This window comes from Oscillatoria sp. CS-180, assembly GCF_028330965.1.
Taxonomy (GTDB): domain Bacteria; phylum Cyanobacteriota; class Cyanobacteriia; order Phormidesmidales; family Phormidesmidaceae; genus Halomicronema.
Window position 1 is genome coordinate 24,142 of record NZ_JAQMUB010000092.1, and the last position, 17,753, is coordinate 41,894.

Below are 17,753 nucleotides of genomic sequence, written 5' to 3' on the forward strand. Positions count from 1 at the left end.
AATTCTTGATGACTGATATTGAAATTACGAGCGACTCGTTGACGACTGAGGAGGCGATCGCGAATCTGCAACAAACAGAAGATTCCAGCCTGCGATACTACGCCGCTTGGTGGCTAGGACGGTTTCGTGTCAATCAACCCGTCGTCATTGCGGCGCTTGAAGCGGCACTGCAAGATACCGACGATCGATCTCCCGATGGTGGCTACCCGCTACGCCGCAATGCCGCCCGTGCCTTGGGAAAATTAGGCGATCGCTCCGTCGTGCCCGCACTCATAGAGTGCTTGGCCTGTGAAGACTATTATGTGCGCGAGGCAGCGGCTCAAGCCCTGGCAGAACTGGAGGATACTAGCTGTGCGTCGGCTCTACTGACCTTGCTCGAAGGGGGCTTATCAGCTGCGACCCAAGTGCCCGACAAACCTCACCTCGTGCAACCCTATGGCGCAGTCATCGAAGCCCTCGGCATGTTGGGCGTCACGGATGCCATTGCTGCCATTCAACCTTTCTTAGATCACGAGTTCGCCACCGTGCAGAATGCGGCTGCCCGCGCCTTGTATCAACTCACCGGTGATGAGCATTATGCTGAACGCTTGATTACCACCCTGCGAGGCGAGAGTCTCCAACTGCGGCGCTCGGCCCTGATGGATTTGGGGGCCGTTGGATATTTGCCTGCCGCTGAGGCGATCGCTGCCGCTCTCACAGAAAACAGTCTCAAGCTCATTGCCATGAAGGGATTGATTGACACTCACCTCACCGCCCCTGAAGGATCGCCACCGGAACTCACAAACCCAACGATTGAAGTCATGAACCTGATGGATAATTTGCTGTAGGAGTGCTGTTGCTTGGGTTGCTATGTCATTTGTCCCTGATTCTTTTTCAGTTCCCACCACATTAGTCACTGAAACGTTTCGTCTGCATCCTCTGACCATTCACGATGTTGTTCGAGACTATGATGCTGTGATGACGAGCCAGCCTGAACTGTGGGAGCGATTTGGCACACTTTGGAGCTGGCCGAAACCTGACCTCTCCTTTGAGCAAGATTTAATTGATTTAGCTTGGCACCAGAAAGAGGCCCAGAGACGGCAAGCATTTACCTACGCTGTCCTTAATCCTCAAGGCACACAGCAGGTGGGCTGCGTATATGTAGACCCGTCGTCCACAGCCAAGTACGACGCTTCAGTGTTGTATTGGGTTCGTACCAGCGAATTATCATCTGGGATGGAGGCGGTTTTAGGAGAGGCGCTGCGTCACTGGTTCCAGACAGAATGGCCTTTTCGCCAAATTGAGTATCCCGGCAGAACAGAGTAGGCACAGGTGAACAACACACTTTCGATTCCAGAATTGCTACACGCGGTCAACACCGCCGATTCCGCTGCGGGGCTCATTGGTGCAGTGCGATCGCTGTCTGCGGTTCGATCTCCAGAAGCGGTCGAAACGCTGATCACGGTTTTAGGCTTCAACAATCCCGGAGCTGCCGTAGCCGCCGTCGATGGCTTGGTGGCTTTAGGCGATACGTCAGTTCCAGCCCTACTAGAACAGCTAGATGGCTACAACTACGGAGCACGAGCCTGGGCCATTCGCGCCCTGGCCATGATTGGAAACCCCCAGGCCCTAGACGTTCTGGTCGAAACGGCTAGGGGCGACTTTGCGCTCAGCGTGAGACGAGCAGCTGCAAAAGGTCTGGGATTTATTGACTGGCAGAAACTACCTGAAAACGAGCGAGCGATCGCCCAAAACCAAGCGATCGCTGCTCTTAAGGTCGCGCTTAATGACGATGAATGGGTTGTCCGCTATGCCAGCACTGTCGGCCTCTATGGCCTGGCTACTGCCCTGCTGCATCAAAATGACAGCATTGCAGATATTCGCGATTGCCTTTCTGCAACAGCCTGCCACGATACCGAAGTGGTAGTGAAGGCTCGGGCCAAACTCGCCCTTTCACAGCTTTGAAAACTGAGCTATGGCCGTCGTCAGTTCCGTCAGGGCAAGACGGCGAACTATATAGTCTCATCCCGAACTCAGATCATCTACGGTCCAACACTCTCCATGTTGGTAAACTCCACCGTTTGATCGTCTTGCCATTCACGAATGCGGAGTTGAGCCTCAGCATAGGCCTCCGTTCTAGGGGGGATTTGGCTAGCGATACTAATTGCTTCAGCCACATCTTGAGCCGCAGCAGACTCCGCCACGTCAAGCAAATTCCAACTCCATTGATTGGCGGCCTGCTGGGCCAGCGTCCAATCAGAGCTAGACTGCGGCACCGATTGAGCCAGAGCGATCGCACTCACCAGGCCGTCCACTGACCCAGACTGAGCCGTCACCAGCGCCGTTTGATACATCTCCTGTTCTTGCTGCGTCGATTCCCAATCCGCAATTGCACTTTGAGCCTCATCGTGGAGAGCTTGCCCCGGGGGAATTCGGGACGCAACGCTGATGGCCTGATCCAATTGACCATCCTCTGCCAACTGTCGAGCTTGAGTGAGCAGCGGTTGATTATCCATCTGCTGCAGCTGCCAGCGCCAGTCCGCGACGAGTTCTTCAGCCTCACCCCGCAGAGCACTATTACTGGGAACGTTTTGCGCCTCAGTGATTGCAGCCTGCAAGCTAGCGCGATCGCCCACCAACGCAGTGACTTTGGCACGGTCAATGATAGGTCGGTCTTCAATGAAAGCAATGTCTTCACGCCAGCGCTCAATTTGGCCCTGGGTTTCATCCCACAGCGGATTGTTGGGAGCAACCTCTTCCGCCTCAGTGATTGCTGCTCGCAGACTCTCCACAGTGCCGGGTCGAGCCACCTGCTTAGCCCAGTTCAGCTGAGCAAATCCTTCCAACTCCCACTGCCACTGTCGTCTTAACTCCTGTGCCCTAGCATATAACGGGCGATCAGAACCGATACTTTGCAATCGAATCAGCGCCGACTCGTAGCCCGTGGTGCTGCCAGCCCAAGTCAATTCGTAAGCATCAATCAGCGTCTTGAAGTCAGCAACTTCCGCCTCTAGTCCAATCCCCTTAGGAATTTTCTCCACAATATCGGTAGCCTCTGTGCTGTCTCGTCGCGTGAGGGCGGCTTCTGCCAGATCCAGCAGCTTGCGACTAATCGACTTCAACACAGTCTGAGCTTGAGCGTGAACGTAGCTTTCAGGCTTGATGGCCGCCACCTGCTCCAGTGCTTCCAGAATGTCGTCCACTGTGCCCCGCTGAGCCACTCTTTCAGCACTTGCCAAAATGTTGACTTCCTCTCGGGTCCGACTGATGAGACTCATCAAAGCTTCGTAGCGTTCGGTAGCCCAATATTCATTATCGACCGAGCGTAGCTTAATAGCCGCCGTGAACGCTTCACGAAAATTGGAGGCTTTCAGGCGTTCCTCAGCCTCTCGGAAAATAGATTCGGCTTGCTCCCATATTCTTTCCCAACCGTCGACCCGATCGCTGACCTTTTCCGCCGCCGAGGTATTGCCAGGAATTTTCTGCGCAATGGCGATCGCCTCTTCCAACTCCCCTTGATTAAACGTTTGGTCAGCAACATGAAGAATCTCATCTGCCCAAACTTCTACCCTATCGTTGATTTCAGTTCGTAGGGGATGATCCGCAGGGAGAGCTTCAACGAGAGCGATCGCAGCCAGCAAATCATCGACCGACCCCTGATCAGCATAGGCATCAGCACACTGCAAACGGGTGGCTGCTGAAGCCAACGGCCAAAAGATGGCGCGGCAGTTCGGCAAGTTAGGGATTCGCAACAAACTTACTGCAGAGGCCCCAGCAATGCCCCCTAAAGACGCCACCGTAAGCACGGCCCACACCATCCAACGATTGAATTTCTTCTGTTGAGTCGTCTGATGTTGAGTCGTCTGAGACGGCTCTGTCCCTGCCATGCTCTGAGTCAGAGGAGGGCCAGGCTGGGCCGCTCGGACCTCATCAGCCGGAGGTTCTCTGAAAGCCCGCAGGCGCTCACTGCTGGGGCGAGGGCGTTGATTCGATCGGCGCGGCGGTATTGCTCCTTGCCCAAATCTCCGACGGGAGGGAGGCGGAGTGGATCCTTGAGACCGATTAGGGCGTGGGTATTGGGAACTACTCATAAAATCCCTGGGAGAGGCGTTTCAACAAATCGCTAGCGCGATCTTCCAAAATTTGGAGGAGCCTGACGCTACATCTAGAGACATCCGTAAGACTTACATTATTCGGACAGTATATCGGTCAGTCCTGAAATTGATTTATTTCTTTAAGATCTATCGCGATTACTACTAATTTGCAAATGCAGGCGATCGCTCTGCCCCGTGCACACCCCATGTCTCACCTGATGTCTTTTGCATCATGCTTGTTTAAGGACTGTAATAATTCCAGGTCATTTTTTGGCGACGATACAGCGGATCATTCCATAGGCTCTGCCGATCCGGATTGGGATTGGACTGTTGATTTTGATAGATGATCAGTTCCGCATTACTGAGAACTATGATTTCCTCGCGCCAATCTCCCACCACATCGGCAACATAAAGCCGTTCAGTCCGGTTGGGAAATTGAGCAACGAGCTGTCCTGTAAGCGGATCAAAAATGCCGACATCACCGGCTTCATGCCGCTCCTTGGCAACAATATAATCTTGGTCTCCGCCTGACCAGCGAATAGGGGTAATCACCTCAAAACCTTTTTCAGTCCAGTTATCAGGACGATGATCACGAAATTTGTAGCTGGCAATGACCTCTCCTGCAGCATCCAAAGCGGTGAAATGTTTGGATTCATCTCCCCGAAACCACATTTCAAGGCCAGCCCTGGCTGGGTCAAAATCCCCAATTGCGACCTTATCACCGTTATAATCCTCTGCCCTGCGGCGATGGCCAGAGGTCCAGACGGTTCCCTGCTCGTCAAAAAGAATGACCCGTAAATCTCCCCGTTCCTCAGGAATGACGATCTCTAGACCTGGTCGCTCAGGATCAATATCGTCAACGGCGATCGCATCAATGTGGGGGAAATCCGTGTTTTCTAGCCCTGGATTGTACAACTCATTGCCATCGGGCCCCAAAACCATCGCGCCAACGACTTCATCCTTGCCATCCCCATCCAAGTCAAAAACTTTGGCCGAACCGTGGGACAGAGAGACAAAATCATTCGTCCGCCACAGCGGCTCTGCGGCTGACTCTACGGACAGAAGGTCTGAAATGGCAAATGCAGCTTGAATGCTGTCCCTTACATAGCTGTCAGAGTTCGTTTCCCGGCTAGCCTGGAGCAGCAGTTCTCCATCGCCCTTATCGGTGAAGTTAGCAACAACGGCATGTTCCCACTGGTTGTGAAGGGATTGAACCGCAGGCAGGTCCAACCGAGCTTTGACCTCTCCCGTCGTCCCATCTAAGATTTCCAAACGGTTGTTGGCAGCTACATAGAGCAAGTCAGTGTTGCCATCTCCATCCACATCAGCGGCCTGAATACCAGGAGCGTGCAGCCCCGGCAAACCTTCACTTTCAGTCTGTCCAGTTAGCCAAATGTCAGTTTCTCGCTGCCAGAGCTTGCCATCGGTCAAGCTATAGGCGGCAACGCGCCCTGGCTGGGTGACAACGATATCCAGTTGGCGATCGCCGTTCACGTCAGTTGCGATCAATCCCCCCTCTTTAGCGAACGCATCAGGCAAGTCTAAGGCAATCCGGTTAATCGTCACGTTGGGAGGAGGCATTGCGGTAAGGGAGTCACCATCAACCGTCGTCGCTAACTCCCTTGAGAAGGAAACCGTAGAGCAGCCTCCCAGAAAGATGGCGTAGGCGATCGCGGAGAGTCCCAAAGAGCATCGAAAGGGGTTGAATTGAAAATAGGCCATCTTCTTCAGGAGAGCGATGTGAACATCGAAAACTATCCTTGCGATCCTAGCTTTCACTCCTGGGAGAGCCTGATGGTGTGCCGAACCGCCATACACAATCTGCAAATTGCATCCAGAATGTTTGTCTACTCTTCACACTCTCCACTCCTTACTCTCACTCTCTACCTCTTATTCCCCAGCATTCTGCACAGTCCCAAATTCCTATCGAGAAAACCTGACAGCGGTATAGCCTGATGAAGGAGACTCACCGGGAGCAAAATCTGTGAAAGTTGCATTTATTGGCATGGGAACGATGGGTGTACCGATGGCTTTGAACTTACTTAAGGCAGGACATACCGTAATAGTCCACAATCGCACTCGTGATCGCGAGATCCCAGTAGCCGAAGCTGGAGCACAGAGAGCAGAAACACCACAGCTGGCAGCAGCGGATGCAGAAATCACTATCACCTGCGTCAGCGACACCCCAGACGTCGAAGCGGTCATTTTAGGTGAGCACGGCGTCATCCATGGAGCCCAGCCCGGATCGGTGGTAGTCGACATGTCCACCATCAGCCCAGTCTCGACTCAGCAACTAGCCACAGCTTTAGCTGACAAAGACATTCACATGATTGATGCTCCAGTATCAGGTGGTTCTGAAGGTGCACAAAACGGAACGTTGTCCATCATGGTGGGTGGCGAGGCAGCCACTGTAGACAAAGTGCGTCCCGTCTTAGAAGCCATGGGGACGACTATTACCCATGTGGGTGCGATCGGGGCTGGTCAAATGACCAAAGCTATTAACCAAATCATCGTAGCGGGCACCTATTGGGCTGTTGCCGAAGGCATGGCTCTAGGCATCAAGGCAAACCTAGATATGGAGCAAGTTGTGCAGGCTGTTGGGGGAGGTGCTGCTGGGTCTTGGGGGCTCACTAATCGCTCTGGCAACATGATTGCCAACGACTATCCGCTGGGTTTCCGAGTTCGCCTCCACCGCAAAGATCTTAATATCGCTTTGAGTGCAGCTCGTGAATTGGGCGTCACGCTCCCAGTAACCGCTTATGTCGAGCAGGTCGAAACCGGACTGATTGGTCAAGGCTATGGCGACGAGGACATTTCAGCGATCGCCCGGAGCATTCGCCAACAGTCCGGTCTTTGATTCCAAACCGATGTGAGAACGCAACATATCACGTTCTCACACCCCTAGCCCTCTAGATCCTCTGCCTGGCAAATGGCTTTCTCATCACCATCAGGGAAATGATTCTGCAGGAGATAATTTGATAACCACGCACAGCTGCTCTCCAACAGAGAATCAATATCGTCCATGCCCTCACGCTCCCAGATGATGACCCGAGCATCGCTACTGGCAGAAGCAACGTATCGTCCCTGAGGATCGATCGCAATATCACGGACCCCCTGTCTGTGACCTGATAGCGTTGCTAACAGATCGCCCTTTAGATTCCAGATTCGGATGGAGTTGTCGTTACTGGTGGAGATAATATATTCGCCATCAGGAGAGAAGGTGACCGACAGCACCCCGTCACCGTGTCCCTCAAAGGTTTCTAAATGTTCGCCGTCTGAGACCCGCCAAAGGTGAACCGTGTTGTCATAACTGGCGGTTACCAACTGCTGACTATCAGGACTGAATTGGGCATCTAGCACCCAACCTCGGTGGCCCATAAGGGTCACAGGCTCAGCCGTCTCAATCTCAGCAACCGGCCAGATTCTAACTAGGTGATCCCAACCCGTGGTCACTAGGTATTGCCCATCGGGACTGAAATCGATACCAAAGGCTCCGTCCCGATGGGCGGAAAAGGTATGCAACAAAGTACCGTCTGTCTCCCACAACCGCAGCGTGTGGTCTTCACCAACCGAAGCGAGTAAATCGCCATCAGGGTGAAATTCAACACCATTGACTCGACCCTCATGGCCTTCCAAGACTGTCGAGGTTGGTGTGGTCGTATTGAACTGCCGCCAAATCCTCGTGGTTCCATCACTACTTGCCGATGCTAGGAGATCCCCTTGTGCGCTGAAGGCTATGGCATTAACTGAATCCGTATGGCCACTAATGGGCTGTAATACGGCTTCCTCTTTGTTCCACAAACGGATAGTAGAGTCCACACCACCAGAGGCGATTAAACGACTGTTGGGTGAAATCGCCACTGTGTTCACCGGTCCTTGGTGGCCCAACAGAACATGTAAGTTGTCTCGATGGAGGTCCCACAGCCGGACGGCGCGATCGCCGCCCGAAGTCGCAATCATGTCTCCATCAGGACTAACCGCTAGAGCTGCAACCAACCCCGTGTGTCCGACTAAACTGCCTGAGGAGGTTCCATCGAGCTGCCACATGCGAATTACCTTGTCATCTCCTACCGTGATGAGCTGCTGCCCGTCTGGTGTGAAGCTGACGTTGTAGATAGGTCCGTAGTGAGCCTCAAAGGTGCGAATGAGAGTTTGATTTGAGAGATCATACAACCTGACTTGGCGATCAACGCTGACTGCCGCCAAAGTTTTCCCCTCTGGGTCAATGTCTAAAGCCGTAATCGCTGAGGACTGCTCTGTAAAGGTCGTCAGCAGTTGCCCAGAGCCTTCCCAAACGTAAATATCACCGCGTTCATCGCCAGCAATGAGTTGGCCCTGCTCGGTCCACAATAATGCTTGAAATCCACCAACTGCTCCGTCTAGGGTTGCAACCAGTTGTCCATCTAGACTCCACACCTTAACGGTGGCATCTTCGCTGGCCGTCGCAATGAAATTGCCGTCTGGAGAAAAAGCGACTGCTCGGGTGGGCTGCTGGTGGGCTGACCACTGGTTCTGAAAGGTGCCGTCGCTACTCCACGAATGAAGAGAGCCATCAGAATCAACTGCAACAATCTGTTCACCGTCGGGAGAAAAATCCAGATCTAGCAGGGGGTTACCGTTACATTCCAAAATAGCGATTTCGCTACCATCCAGCCCCCAGAGCCGAATATTACCATCAGCACTCACCGAGGCCAGCTTCTGTTCATCGGGACTGAAGGCAACCTGCCATACGGTTCCCGTATGGCCTTCTAGTCGATTGCGCTCCTGCACCCAAAACAGTGCCTGCTGGAGAACACTCAGCACCCGAGCCTTCAGTTCAGGTGTTTGCAGGTCGGGATCTAATGATTGAAACAGTTCTCCAGCCTGCGTTGCCACAATTAAAGAATCAAACCGCTGATCGGATAGGAAGAGTGCCTGAGCAGACTGATTCAATGCTCTTAGCTGGGCCTGCTCAGCCAGCCTTTGAGCTTGCTGCGCTCTACGGGATTGCCCCCAACTGACGATGCCCATCACAACAGCAATGATAGAAACTGCTGTAACCAGCTGTAGCCAGCGCTGTTGTCCAGCTAACGTCGTTTTCTGGCGCTCTAGTTCAGCATCTCGAATGGCTGCTTCGGCCTCAGCACTGGCCAGGACGTATTGGTGGTGCAGAGCCGTTGGACGAGGCTCCTGATCCTTACCTTGAGCTAAGTATTGATTAGCGCGATCCAAATCGGCCCCGCGCAGAAGATAGCTGCTGTCGCGATCGCTCCGGTCCCACTCTAGGGCACGAACCAAAAGACGAGTATGGGTGCGGACATAGTCCAGATCCTGGTCTAGGGCTTCTAAGAGACTTTGAAATCCTTTCTGAAAGTCATCTTGAGGGCGCAGGAAAATCCAGTTTAAGCGGGCCAGTTCAGGATGCACCTGATCAGGCTGAACGTCTTGACAGACAACAGGAACGAGGCGCTTGTTGTGCTTAAGGGCCTCTTCAATTTCTTGTCCACAGACTTTTGAAGCAACTGAGTCAGGACTCAACACAAAGACAAAAGTATCCGCCAGTTCAATGCCCAACTGGATCTCTTGCCACCAATCCACAGCCACAGGAATATTTTCCCAATCCACCCAAACTTCTCTGCCAGTAGCTTCTAGGGCAATGTGTAATTCTTGAACAAATTCTTTATTTCGCCGTGAGTATGAAATAAAAACGTTGGCTTGCTTGGTATTACCATCAAGAACCTGCCAAACGTCAGTGGGCATTTGCCGACCTGATTTTGGTGCTAGCTTGACTCGATAATAAGTACTACCGTTTCTTTCAACCGTTTTTAATAATCCTTGATCGATCAGTTTTTTAAGATTCTCTTGAATCTGACCAATATCCTGATTCGTCTTATCAGCAATCGTTTGAGGAAGCGCTTCATAGTTCCGCATCAGCCAATTCACAAGGGATTGCTGCTGCGGTGGCATGGTTAGAATATCAGCCATTTTCAGACCAGGTAGGCGCGATCGCCGTCTCCCAGACTTTCCTTTCAATAGAGAATCGAGTGCATCTTCTCCCATTAGCTCTCCTGGCGGGTAGCAGTATGGCTAAACCCTGACTGTATCAACTGTGCCCTTATGAGCCGTCCAGCTTCCATCATATCTAAGGAAATTAGTTGCTCAGATAGGTCATCACAACCCATGTCAGACCTTTACAAACAAGATTTACGTGGTTAAATCCAGCTTTGGTCCATTCATTCCCAAACAGGGGGAAGCCGATTTAACGTCTCTAGAACGGGGGATGCAAGTGAGCTATGCGTAAGTCCCAATCCAGTTCTTCCTCAACAGAACAACTTCCTTAACCTTCGTAAACCCAAGGTAGTAATCAGTCCTTATAGACAAGAACAATCCAGCCTTATTATTCCGACAGCAGAAGCTTCAGGTCTTGAATAAAGTCGCAGGGGCGATTATCTAGGTCGATAGCCGTCAGCAGTTCATCAGACTGATCTAACAATCGGGCGATTTTTGGATCGGCTATCTGCTTACCCTCAACAACCTTATATCTCAAGGCTTCTACAATATCGTCAGCAATTCGCCCTGTGCCAGCAATAATGACAATTTCCCGACCAGCATTGACGCTGGCATAGGCATCTTGAACGGTAACGGAGCCACCATTAATCAACACAGTCATTGATTCGCAGGAGCCAGATAGATGAGTGGCAACTTGTGAAATCCAAACGGACTCATCTCCCCATTTTTCTCCAGGAACCAAAATACAGTGCGTATGGTTAGGTTCCAAGGTAGAAGCATAAGGGTGGTCAACGGGTTGGTCAGGCAAGCTAACCAGCGATCGCGGAGCCACCCCAATTAGAGGAAACGTCCCCCCGATAGCAGTTCTAGCGTCCCCCATCAGACTCATGACCCCGGCATCTGTCCCCCCATCAACAACATAAAGCTGCATCTCTTCTGCAAGAGGGGCAAGAACCTTATGGAACAAACTTTCAAGCTGAGCCTGTCGGGCGCTATCCAGACCACTAGCTCCGCCAACGATGACCAAAGTCATGCGTGGCTCAGTCAAGCCCACATCCTTTAAATACTGAGTCAGACCATACAACTCGTTAATAAAGCCAACTTTGACTCCTCGATGTTCAATATTTTTGGAATCAAGTAGCTGATAGATCTGGACAGGGGATGTCATGAATAGCCGTAAAGCTGAATTTACAAAAGAATAACCCTTTTATTGAGAGGTAGAGTCTTCTGATACGGGAAGTGTTATGAGTGGAGACACCATAAACTTGCACAATCCAGATTCCAAGTTCCCCTCTCCCATGGGAAGCATACAAATTATCAATTTATAGAACGTCAACGCCTGCTTCAAAAAGTTGCGTTGTCGCTCATGTCCATTACATGTAATTCCTACCATAGTGGCAAAGATGAAGGCTAGAGAAGATGAAGTTCATCATCAAATCATATTAATTTCTAACGTTAATTCTTAAGGGTATGAAGCAGCTTGCGATCGCCCCTTTGACTAGCTCGACACACGACAGAGATGACTGCTCCAACCAACCGTCCGATGGTTTTGGGAAAGCATCCAATCCCAAAGTCAGCCATTACTTACAGGGCAGAAGTTGGAGAGCACATATTATGATGACAGTGAAACCTTAATTTTTGTAAAACACTTTGACTTCGGCTGCCAGACATCCTCAACACACTTCCTGTCCTCCCCCTGCCTGGTTTGCGCTGGATGTCCTTTGGCAAGGAGGAGATACGGATGTAAAGCGTGGTCTACCTCATGACCAACTTTCACCGGCTTGGCAAATCTTGATGCTGGGTGATGGCTCGCCCACCCGCCACTTACAGTTGCTCACTCGTGAGCGCACCGAGGTTGATGTCATTGATATGTCAGCAGTCGGCGTGGACTCTGATCGTGCCCCAGACATCATTCAAGCAGTCCCAGGGCCTCGCCTAAGACGACAGGTTTGGCTGCGGACCGCCTCAGGCCAGCGGTTAGCCTACGCTACGTCTTGGTGGGAAGCCAGTCATGTCGATGAGTATTTACAAAATAAGTCGCTCCCGATCTGGGCTAGCTTGACCCGTATTCGCGCAGAACTCTATCGAGATATCCGAGGCATCTACTACGGACATTCTCAACCGTTGGAAACCGCTTTTGGCGAACGCGGTCCCTTTTGGGGGCGTCACTATCTCTTTTGGCACAATGGCAAGCCATTAACCCTGATTTATGAAGTCTTCTCTCCCTACCTGACACGCTATCTTGGACCGATGCGATCAGAGACAGGGAGATGGAGTTAGAGCAATAGGACTTGCACAGAATAGCGACCCGTCAGGTGGGCAGCCTCGCACCACGACCGCTCTGGGGATTGCCTGCTTTCGTATTACAGGTCCTGATATAGCTCAAGAGATCAAGGCAATGAGGAGGACAGATGGAAAGGCAACGGTTTTCATCGGGTAGCCCTTGGGAAGCCAAGGTAGGCTACTGCCGTGCGCTTAGGGTGGGCACTCAAATTTTTGTATCAGGAACAGCCCCTGCGGATGGGAAAGGCGGAACCTATGCTCCGGGCGACGCCTATGCCCAAACCAAACGATGTTTCGAGATTATTCAGACGGCTCTTCAAGAACTCGGTGCTGACCTGTCAGACATTGTCCGCACCCGACTGTACATTACAGATTTTGCTCACTGGGAAGCGTTTGCCCGTGCCCACAAAGAATTATTTGGGGAGCATCCGCCCGCCAGCTGTATGGTTGCAATTCAAAGCCTCGTCAATCCTGACATGCTAGTGGAAATTGAGGCAGACGCCATTGTGTCCGATTAGTGCAATCGCATTCATGCAATCTAAGCTAATGCGATCGCATCAACTCTCGAACACATCACAGAGCTTCCAAATACTGCAGCAAATCTGCCATATCTTGAGCTTCGGGCTGAAATTGAGGCATAGGGGGAGTATTGCCACTGATGACCTGTTGGATCAACCTCACCTTCGACTTACGAGCTGATACCCCTAGCAAACTAGGTCCAACCTCACCGTTAGCCTCGATTCCATGGCAAACAGCGCAATTCATCTGGAAAATCTTCTGCCCCCGATCGGCATCCCCTTCGATGGCTAAAACGTCCTGAATGTAAGGATCAGCTGCCTGAAAGTACCGTATTCCTACCACGGCAATCAGAACAACAAGCGCAATCAGCACCATCATGCTGACAAGCTGCAAAACACTAGCTGAATGTGTTTGAAGGTCTTTATCGAGCGCGTTTTCAGTCAAGGCCAAAAGTCTGATTACGTTTCGTTATTAACATAGCTTAAAGATGTCTAAGGATTCATGACAAGTCACGTTCATTTAAGGTTTCGATATCAGGCAGGTTACTGTCAATGACTAAGAGTTTTGACATTTATCTTTAGACTTCTCAATAGAAATGGGATAATGAAGGTCAGTTAGAATTCATTACTGTAATTGAAAGGAGCCGTTTAGCGTGGTTGAGCCTCTTTTGAGCGGAATCGTATTGGGTCTCATCCCTGTAACACTAGCAGGGCTGTTTGTGGCTGCTTATATGCAGTATCGTCGCGGTGACCAGCTTGGTCTCTAGAACCTCATGCCAGGGGTTCTGACTATTTTGCAGCTGTAGCAATTGAGCTAAGGCCATTTTAGGGTGCAGGAATCTAGCCTGGTTGAGGACTAGATTCCTGCCTTTTGCTAGCACCGGTTTCAGCCCCTATCTGATAGATCGAGAGCGGGTGCAGCAATGCTTATGCCACAAGACTTTTAGGCTTAGTGGAAAACGCATCTTAGGGTTCACAGTTTCAGATTACTGAATTTTTAGCCAACCCTCTAAAGCCAGACAGGCACTTCCAAATGAAGCCTCCGTCGAGACGGCAGGCCGGATAGGAGAGGGCAACAAGCGCTGTCGGAGAGCTGTCCAAGCTGAATTCTGAGCACCTCCACCTGCTGTGAAGATGACTGTTGGAGCAGTAGCGCCTAAGCTCTGGAGCAAGTCATATCCTTGAGCTTCAATACGAGCAATTCCCTCCAGCAAACCATGGAGAAAATGAACCGGATCTGAGGGACGTGGGGTTAGACGGGGTGAATAGTCTGGATCATTGGTCGGAAAACGTTCTCCGGGTTTGATTAAGGGATAGTAGTCCAGCTGAGAAGGGCGATCGCTCGGTATCTGGGAGCTCAGTTTTTGTAATGCTTCGTCAGAGAAATACTGCTTGAGGACGGCCCCTCCTGTGTTCGAAGCCCCCCCTACCAGCCATAGATTTCCTAAACGATGGCTATAGATGCCATAGCGGCTGTCATCCACTCGGGTTTCACTCAGCAGCTTAATAACCAGAGTTGAGCCTAGCGAAGTCACAGCCTCTCCAGGCGATCGCGCTCCACTCGCAAGAAAAGCAGCAATACTGTCCGTCGTCCCCGCCGTTACAGCACAGGTACGAGGCAAACCGTAGCGCTCACTCGCCATCCTGGAAACATAGCCCAACAGTGAACCAGGAGCCTGAACCGTGGGCAAGGTTACAGGCAGGTCTAGATTCGCAAGCCATTGAGGATAAGCGAGCTGTCCAACGTCATATCCTAGTTTCAGAGCATTATGATAGTCGCTCAGCCTGAGCTTGCCATGGAGCTGAAACGCCAACCAGTCAGCCTGGTGCACCAAACAATCCGCCTGCTGTAGTGCTGAAGACGGTAACGTTTCTTGCCACCAGAGCAATTTCACCAAACTGGACGTTGCGCTGAGCACTGGACTCCCGGCTGGGGCGATCGCGGTCAGTGGTTCCCGATAGGCTTCACCACAGTCGTCGTCATAAAGCAAGGGTGGAGTAATCGGTTGGCCTACTGAGTTGCACAGCAACACCGTGGCTGATGTGCCATTGATCGCGATCGCCTTGAGCTTTGCACGAGTGGCTTCCGGCAAGTTTTGGATGAGTTGATCTAAAGCTTTTAACCAAAGCCTGTCCCAAGCAAGCTGACTTGCCGATGCATAAGGGGCTTTGTCTTCAACGATGATGGTTTGGGAAGCATCTATTACCGTAATACGTGCCCCAGAGGTCCCAAAATCCAATCCAGCAAAGTAGGCCATAAAAAAAGGGGTACTCAATGTACCCCTTACAGTTTCTCAAGTGGAATAAGCAAAGTTGAAGTTAGACGCTGACTTCGCTGAGTTCTCTCAGCATGTGGTCAAACGGCTGGTCAACAAAGCTGCTTTCCTCAATCCCAACATCAGCAGCTTTGCCTTTAATCATGGCCTTCATGATTTGGATGCCAACAACGGTAGGAGCAATGGGCACACCTAACGAGTTGTAAGTCTCGCGCAGACCCTGAAGGACACGCTCGTCCAACACGTTAAAATCTCCCGCCACCAGCGCATAGCTGCCATAGCGCAGGTAATAGTCCATATCGCGTAGACAAGCCGCGTAGCGACGAGTCGTATAGGCATTTCCACCCGGGCGAATGAGTTCAGGCACCGTCTCAAAAAGCTTGCTTGCAGCCCCTTTGACAATTTCAGCAGCATTTGCGCTGATCATCGTCGCCACCTGAACCCGAGCCATTCCGGTATCAAAATAACCTCGCAAAGAATCAAGAGCATCTTGATCCAGATAACGGCCCGTTGCATCGTAATTTCGGATCAAAGTCGTTACGGCATCCCGCATGAACGTTTTTCTCCCCAATCAGTCCTAAAAGGTCCCACGTTTTCTAAAAAAAGGAGTCGCGGGACAGCGATCGCGCTTATTAAAAACCACCCGTCTGCCAAAGCATTTTTGAGGTGTATCCCCGTGACAAAATCACCTAACCAAAAGTACCAAACAGCCCGTCTGGTCAGCTTTTTGAGTATCCAAGTGATCCACGAGCCAGTCTATCACGTCACCCATCGACAAAGGGGGCTCTCGTGAGAAAGATGAAGAACCTTGGCCTGTGATTGTTACATTCCGAAAACTTTTGAAACATAAGACAGCGATCGTCTCACTTAACCAGAAGTGGGGCACGGGAAAAAAGGTGTTGGGAATCTGAACGAATTCTTACGAAAACCAGCTTCTGGGGGAAGGTTTCTATTTTCGTAAAACTTGATACAAAAGCGACCAACCCCTATCCATAGGATGAATCAGACAACTTGAGGCAAGAGACGGGACATACGGAATGTATTAGTCATTCAGGATTTAAGGGCTTTTTTCAAAAGTTGAGAGCATTCTTGGTGCTTTTGAGAGCCTTGTCTACTTCACTAGCCGACTCAACCAAAGTTGCCCTTACAAAAACTGGAGAGTATTCAAGGAGTAATTCATGACGACTGCTGAAGAGATCTTGAAAAAGATTCAAGACGAAGACATTCAGTTGATCGATCTAAAGTTCATCGACTTGCCTGGTGTCTGGCAACATCTGACCGTTCATAGAAGCCAGATCGATGCCGATAGCTTCACCGCCGGAGTTGCTTTCGATGGTTCGAGTATTCGGGGCTGGAAAGCCATCAACGAATCAGACATGATGATGGTGCCCGATCCTGACTCTGCTTGGATTGATCCTTTCATGAAGGAGCCAACCCTAAGCCTGATTTGTACGATTAAAGAGCCACGCACAGGTGAACTGTACGAACGATGTCCTAGAGCGATCGCGACTAAGGCGATCGATTACTTGAAATCAACTGGCATTGGTGACACCGCTTACTTTGGTCCTGAAGCCGAGTTCTTCGTTTTCGATGATGTCCGTTTTGATCAAACCGAGCATTCCTCCTATTACTACGTAGACAGCGTTGAAGGCCGCTGGAATACTGGCCGTGAGGAAGAGGGAGGCAACCTAGGCTATAAGCCCCGCTACAAGGAAGGCTATTTCCCCGTATCACCAACCGATACCTTGCAAGACATGCGGAGCGAAATGCTATTGTCGATGGCCTCTCTGGGCGTTCCCATTGAAAAGCACCACCACGAAGTCGCTACGGGCGGTCAGTGTGAGTTGGGATTCCGCTTTGGTGAGTTGGTTCAGGCCGCTGACTGGCTCATGATTTATAAGTACTGCATCAAGAACGTCGGTAAGAAGTACGGTAAGTCAGTCACCTTCATGCCAAAGCCCTTGTTCAACGACAATGGTTCGGGTATGCATACTCACCAGTCCATCTGGAACGGCGGAGAGCCGACTTTTGGTGGGGACAAGTACGCAGGTTTGAGCCAGAATGCCCTGTGGTATATCGGCGGTATTTTGAAACACGCGCCTGCGCTTTTGGCGTTCACGAACCCCACGACCAACTCCTACAAGCGTCTGGTGCCGGGTTTTGAGGCTCCGGTCAACCTGGCGTACTCCCAAGGTAACCGTTCTGCTTCCGTACGGATTCCCCTTTCCGGTGACAGTCCTAAAGCTAAGCGATTGGAGTTCCGCTGTCCCGATGCAACGTCCAATCCCTACCTAGCCTTCGCCGCAATGCTTTGTGCCGGTATCGACGGCATCAAGAACAACATCGATCCGGGCGACCCCCTAGACGTTGATATCTACGATCTCAGCCCTGAGGAACTGTCGAAGATTCCTTCAACGCCTGGCTCTTTACTAGATGCGCTGAAGGCCCTTGAGGAAGATCACGATTTCCTCACCGTGGGAGGCGTTTTCACCGAAGACTTCATCCAAAATTGGATTGAGTACAAGCTAGACAACGAAGTGAACCCCATGCGTCTGCGTCCTCATCCCTATGAGTTAGCCCTTTACTACGACTGCTAAGTTCACTGGATGAGCTGA

General features: G+C 51.2%; 15 protein-coding genes. 8 read left to right on the forward strand and 7 right to left on the reverse strand.

Annotated features, from left to right (window positions below):
* Positions 1–8: 8 nt before the first annotated feature.
* Genes PN498_RS24670 through PN498_RS24680 form a run of 3 tightly spaced genes read left to right on the forward strand, consistent with a single transcriptional unit; the run spans position 9 to position 1,944 of the window.
* A complete protein-coding gene (locus tag PN498_RS24670; RefSeq protein WP_272066112.1) occupies positions 9–827 on the forward strand; it encodes a HEAT repeat domain-containing protein in 819 nt (272 codons plus the stop codon).
* Between the two features lie 22 nt (positions 828–849).
* Entirely contained in the window at positions 850–1,305 is a 456-nt protein-coding gene (locus tag PN498_RS24675) for a GNAT family N-acetyltransferase (protein ID WP_272066113.1), read from the forward strand.
* 6 nt (positions 1,306–1,311) lie between these two features.
* Complete coding sequence (locus PN498_RS24680; protein ID WP_272066114.1) at positions 1,312–1,944, forward strand: HEAT repeat domain-containing protein; 633 nt, start codon at positions 1,312–1,314, stop codon at positions 1,942–1,944.
* Between the two features lie 77 nt (positions 1,945–2,021).
* On the opposite strand, the gene PN498_RS24685 is transcribed toward PN498_RS24680, so the two are convergent.
* Together PN498_RS24685 and PN498_RS24690 are read right to left on the reverse strand one after the other, a co-directional pair.
* A complete protein-coding gene (locus tag PN498_RS24685; RefSeq protein WP_272066115.1) occupies positions 2,022–4,070 on the reverse strand; it encodes a hypothetical protein in 2,049 nt (682 codons plus the stop codon).
* A gap of 243 nt (positions 4,071–4,313) precedes the next feature.
* Positions 4,314–5,795 carry a rhamnogalacturonan lyase family protein gene (locus PN498_RS24690; protein ID WP_272066116.1) on the reverse strand — a complete coding sequence of 494 codons (1,482 nt, stop codon included), beginning with the start codon at positions 5,793–5,795 and terminating at the stop codon, positions 4,314–4,316.
* A 262-nt stretch (positions 5,796–6,057) separates the two neighbouring features.
* Between PN498_RS24690 and PN498_RS24695 the strand changes: the two genes are divergently transcribed.
* Complete coding sequence (locus PN498_RS24695; RefSeq protein ID WP_272066117.1) at positions 6,058–6,930, forward strand: NAD(P)-dependent oxidoreductase; 873 nt, start codon at positions 6,058–6,060, stop codon at positions 6,928–6,930.
* Between the two features lie 44 nt (positions 6,931–6,974).
* Here PN498_RS24695 and PN498_RS24700 read toward each other — a convergent pair whose 3' ends face one another.
* Together PN498_RS24700 and PN498_RS24705 are read right to left on the reverse strand one after the other, a co-directional pair.
* Positions 6,975–10,112, reverse strand: a complete 3,138-nt coding sequence (locus PN498_RS24700) for a toll/interleukin-1 receptor domain-containing protein (RefSeq protein WP_272066118.1) — start codon at positions 10,110–10,112, stop codon at positions 6,975–6,977.
* Positions 10,113–10,449: 337 nt separating this feature from the next.
* Positions 10,450–11,229: a hypothetical protein gene (locus tag PN498_RS24705; protein WP_272066119.1), complete on the reverse strand. Its 780-nt coding sequence runs from the start codon at positions 11,227–11,229 to the stop codon at positions 10,450–10,452.
* 542 nt (positions 11,230–11,771) lie between these two features.
* Between PN498_RS24705 and PN498_RS24710 the strand changes: the two genes are divergently transcribed.
* Positions 11,772–12,341 (forward strand): chorismate lyase, encoded by a 570-nt coding sequence (locus PN498_RS24710; RefSeq protein ID WP_334312290.1) that lies wholly within the window; start codon positions 11,772–11,774, stop codon positions 12,339–12,341.
* Positions 12,342–12,472: 131 nt separating this feature from the next.
* Positions 12,473–12,862 (forward strand): RidA family protein, encoded by a 390-nt coding sequence (locus PN498_RS24715; RefSeq protein ID WP_272066121.1) that lies wholly within the window; start codon positions 12,473–12,475, stop codon positions 12,860–12,862.
* A 55-nt stretch (positions 12,863–12,917) separates the two neighbouring features.
* Here PN498_RS24715 and PN498_RS24720 read toward each other — a convergent pair whose 3' ends face one another.
* Positions 12,918–13,307, reverse strand: a complete 390-nt coding sequence (locus tag PN498_RS24720; protein WP_334312286.1) for a cytochrome c — start codon at positions 13,305–13,307, stop codon at positions 12,918–12,920.
* Between the two features lie 208 nt (positions 13,308–13,515).
* Here PN498_RS24720 and petG point away from each other — a divergent pair, with 208 nt between their 5' ends.
* Positions 13,516–13,629 carry a cytochrome b6-f complex subunit V gene (gene petG, locus PN498_RS24725; RefSeq protein ID WP_272066122.1) on the forward strand — a complete coding sequence of 38 codons (114 nt, stop codon included), beginning with the start codon at positions 13,516–13,518 and terminating at the stop codon, positions 13,627–13,629.
* 219 nt (positions 13,630–13,848) lie between these two features.
* On the opposite strand, the gene PN498_RS24730 is transcribed toward petG, so the two are convergent.
* Together PN498_RS24730 and apcB are read right to left on the reverse strand one after the other, a co-directional pair.
* Entirely contained in the window at positions 13,849–15,120 is a 1,272-nt protein-coding gene (locus PN498_RS24730) for an FGGY-family carbohydrate kinase (protein ID WP_272066123.1), read from the reverse strand.
* A 61-nt stretch (positions 15,121–15,181) separates the two neighbouring features.
* A complete protein-coding gene (gene apcB / locus PN498_RS24735; protein WP_272066124.1) occupies positions 15,182–15,691 on the reverse strand; it encodes an allophycocyanin subunit beta in 510 nt (169 codons plus the stop codon).
* Positions 15,692–16,316: 625 nt separating this feature from the next.
* Here apcB and glnA point away from each other — a divergent pair.
* Entirely contained in the window at positions 16,317–17,735 is a 1,419-nt protein-coding gene (glnA, locus tag PN498_RS24740; RefSeq protein WP_272066125.1) for a type I glutamate--ammonia ligase, read from the forward strand.
* The last annotated feature ends 18 nt before the right edge of the window (positions 17,736–17,753 follow it).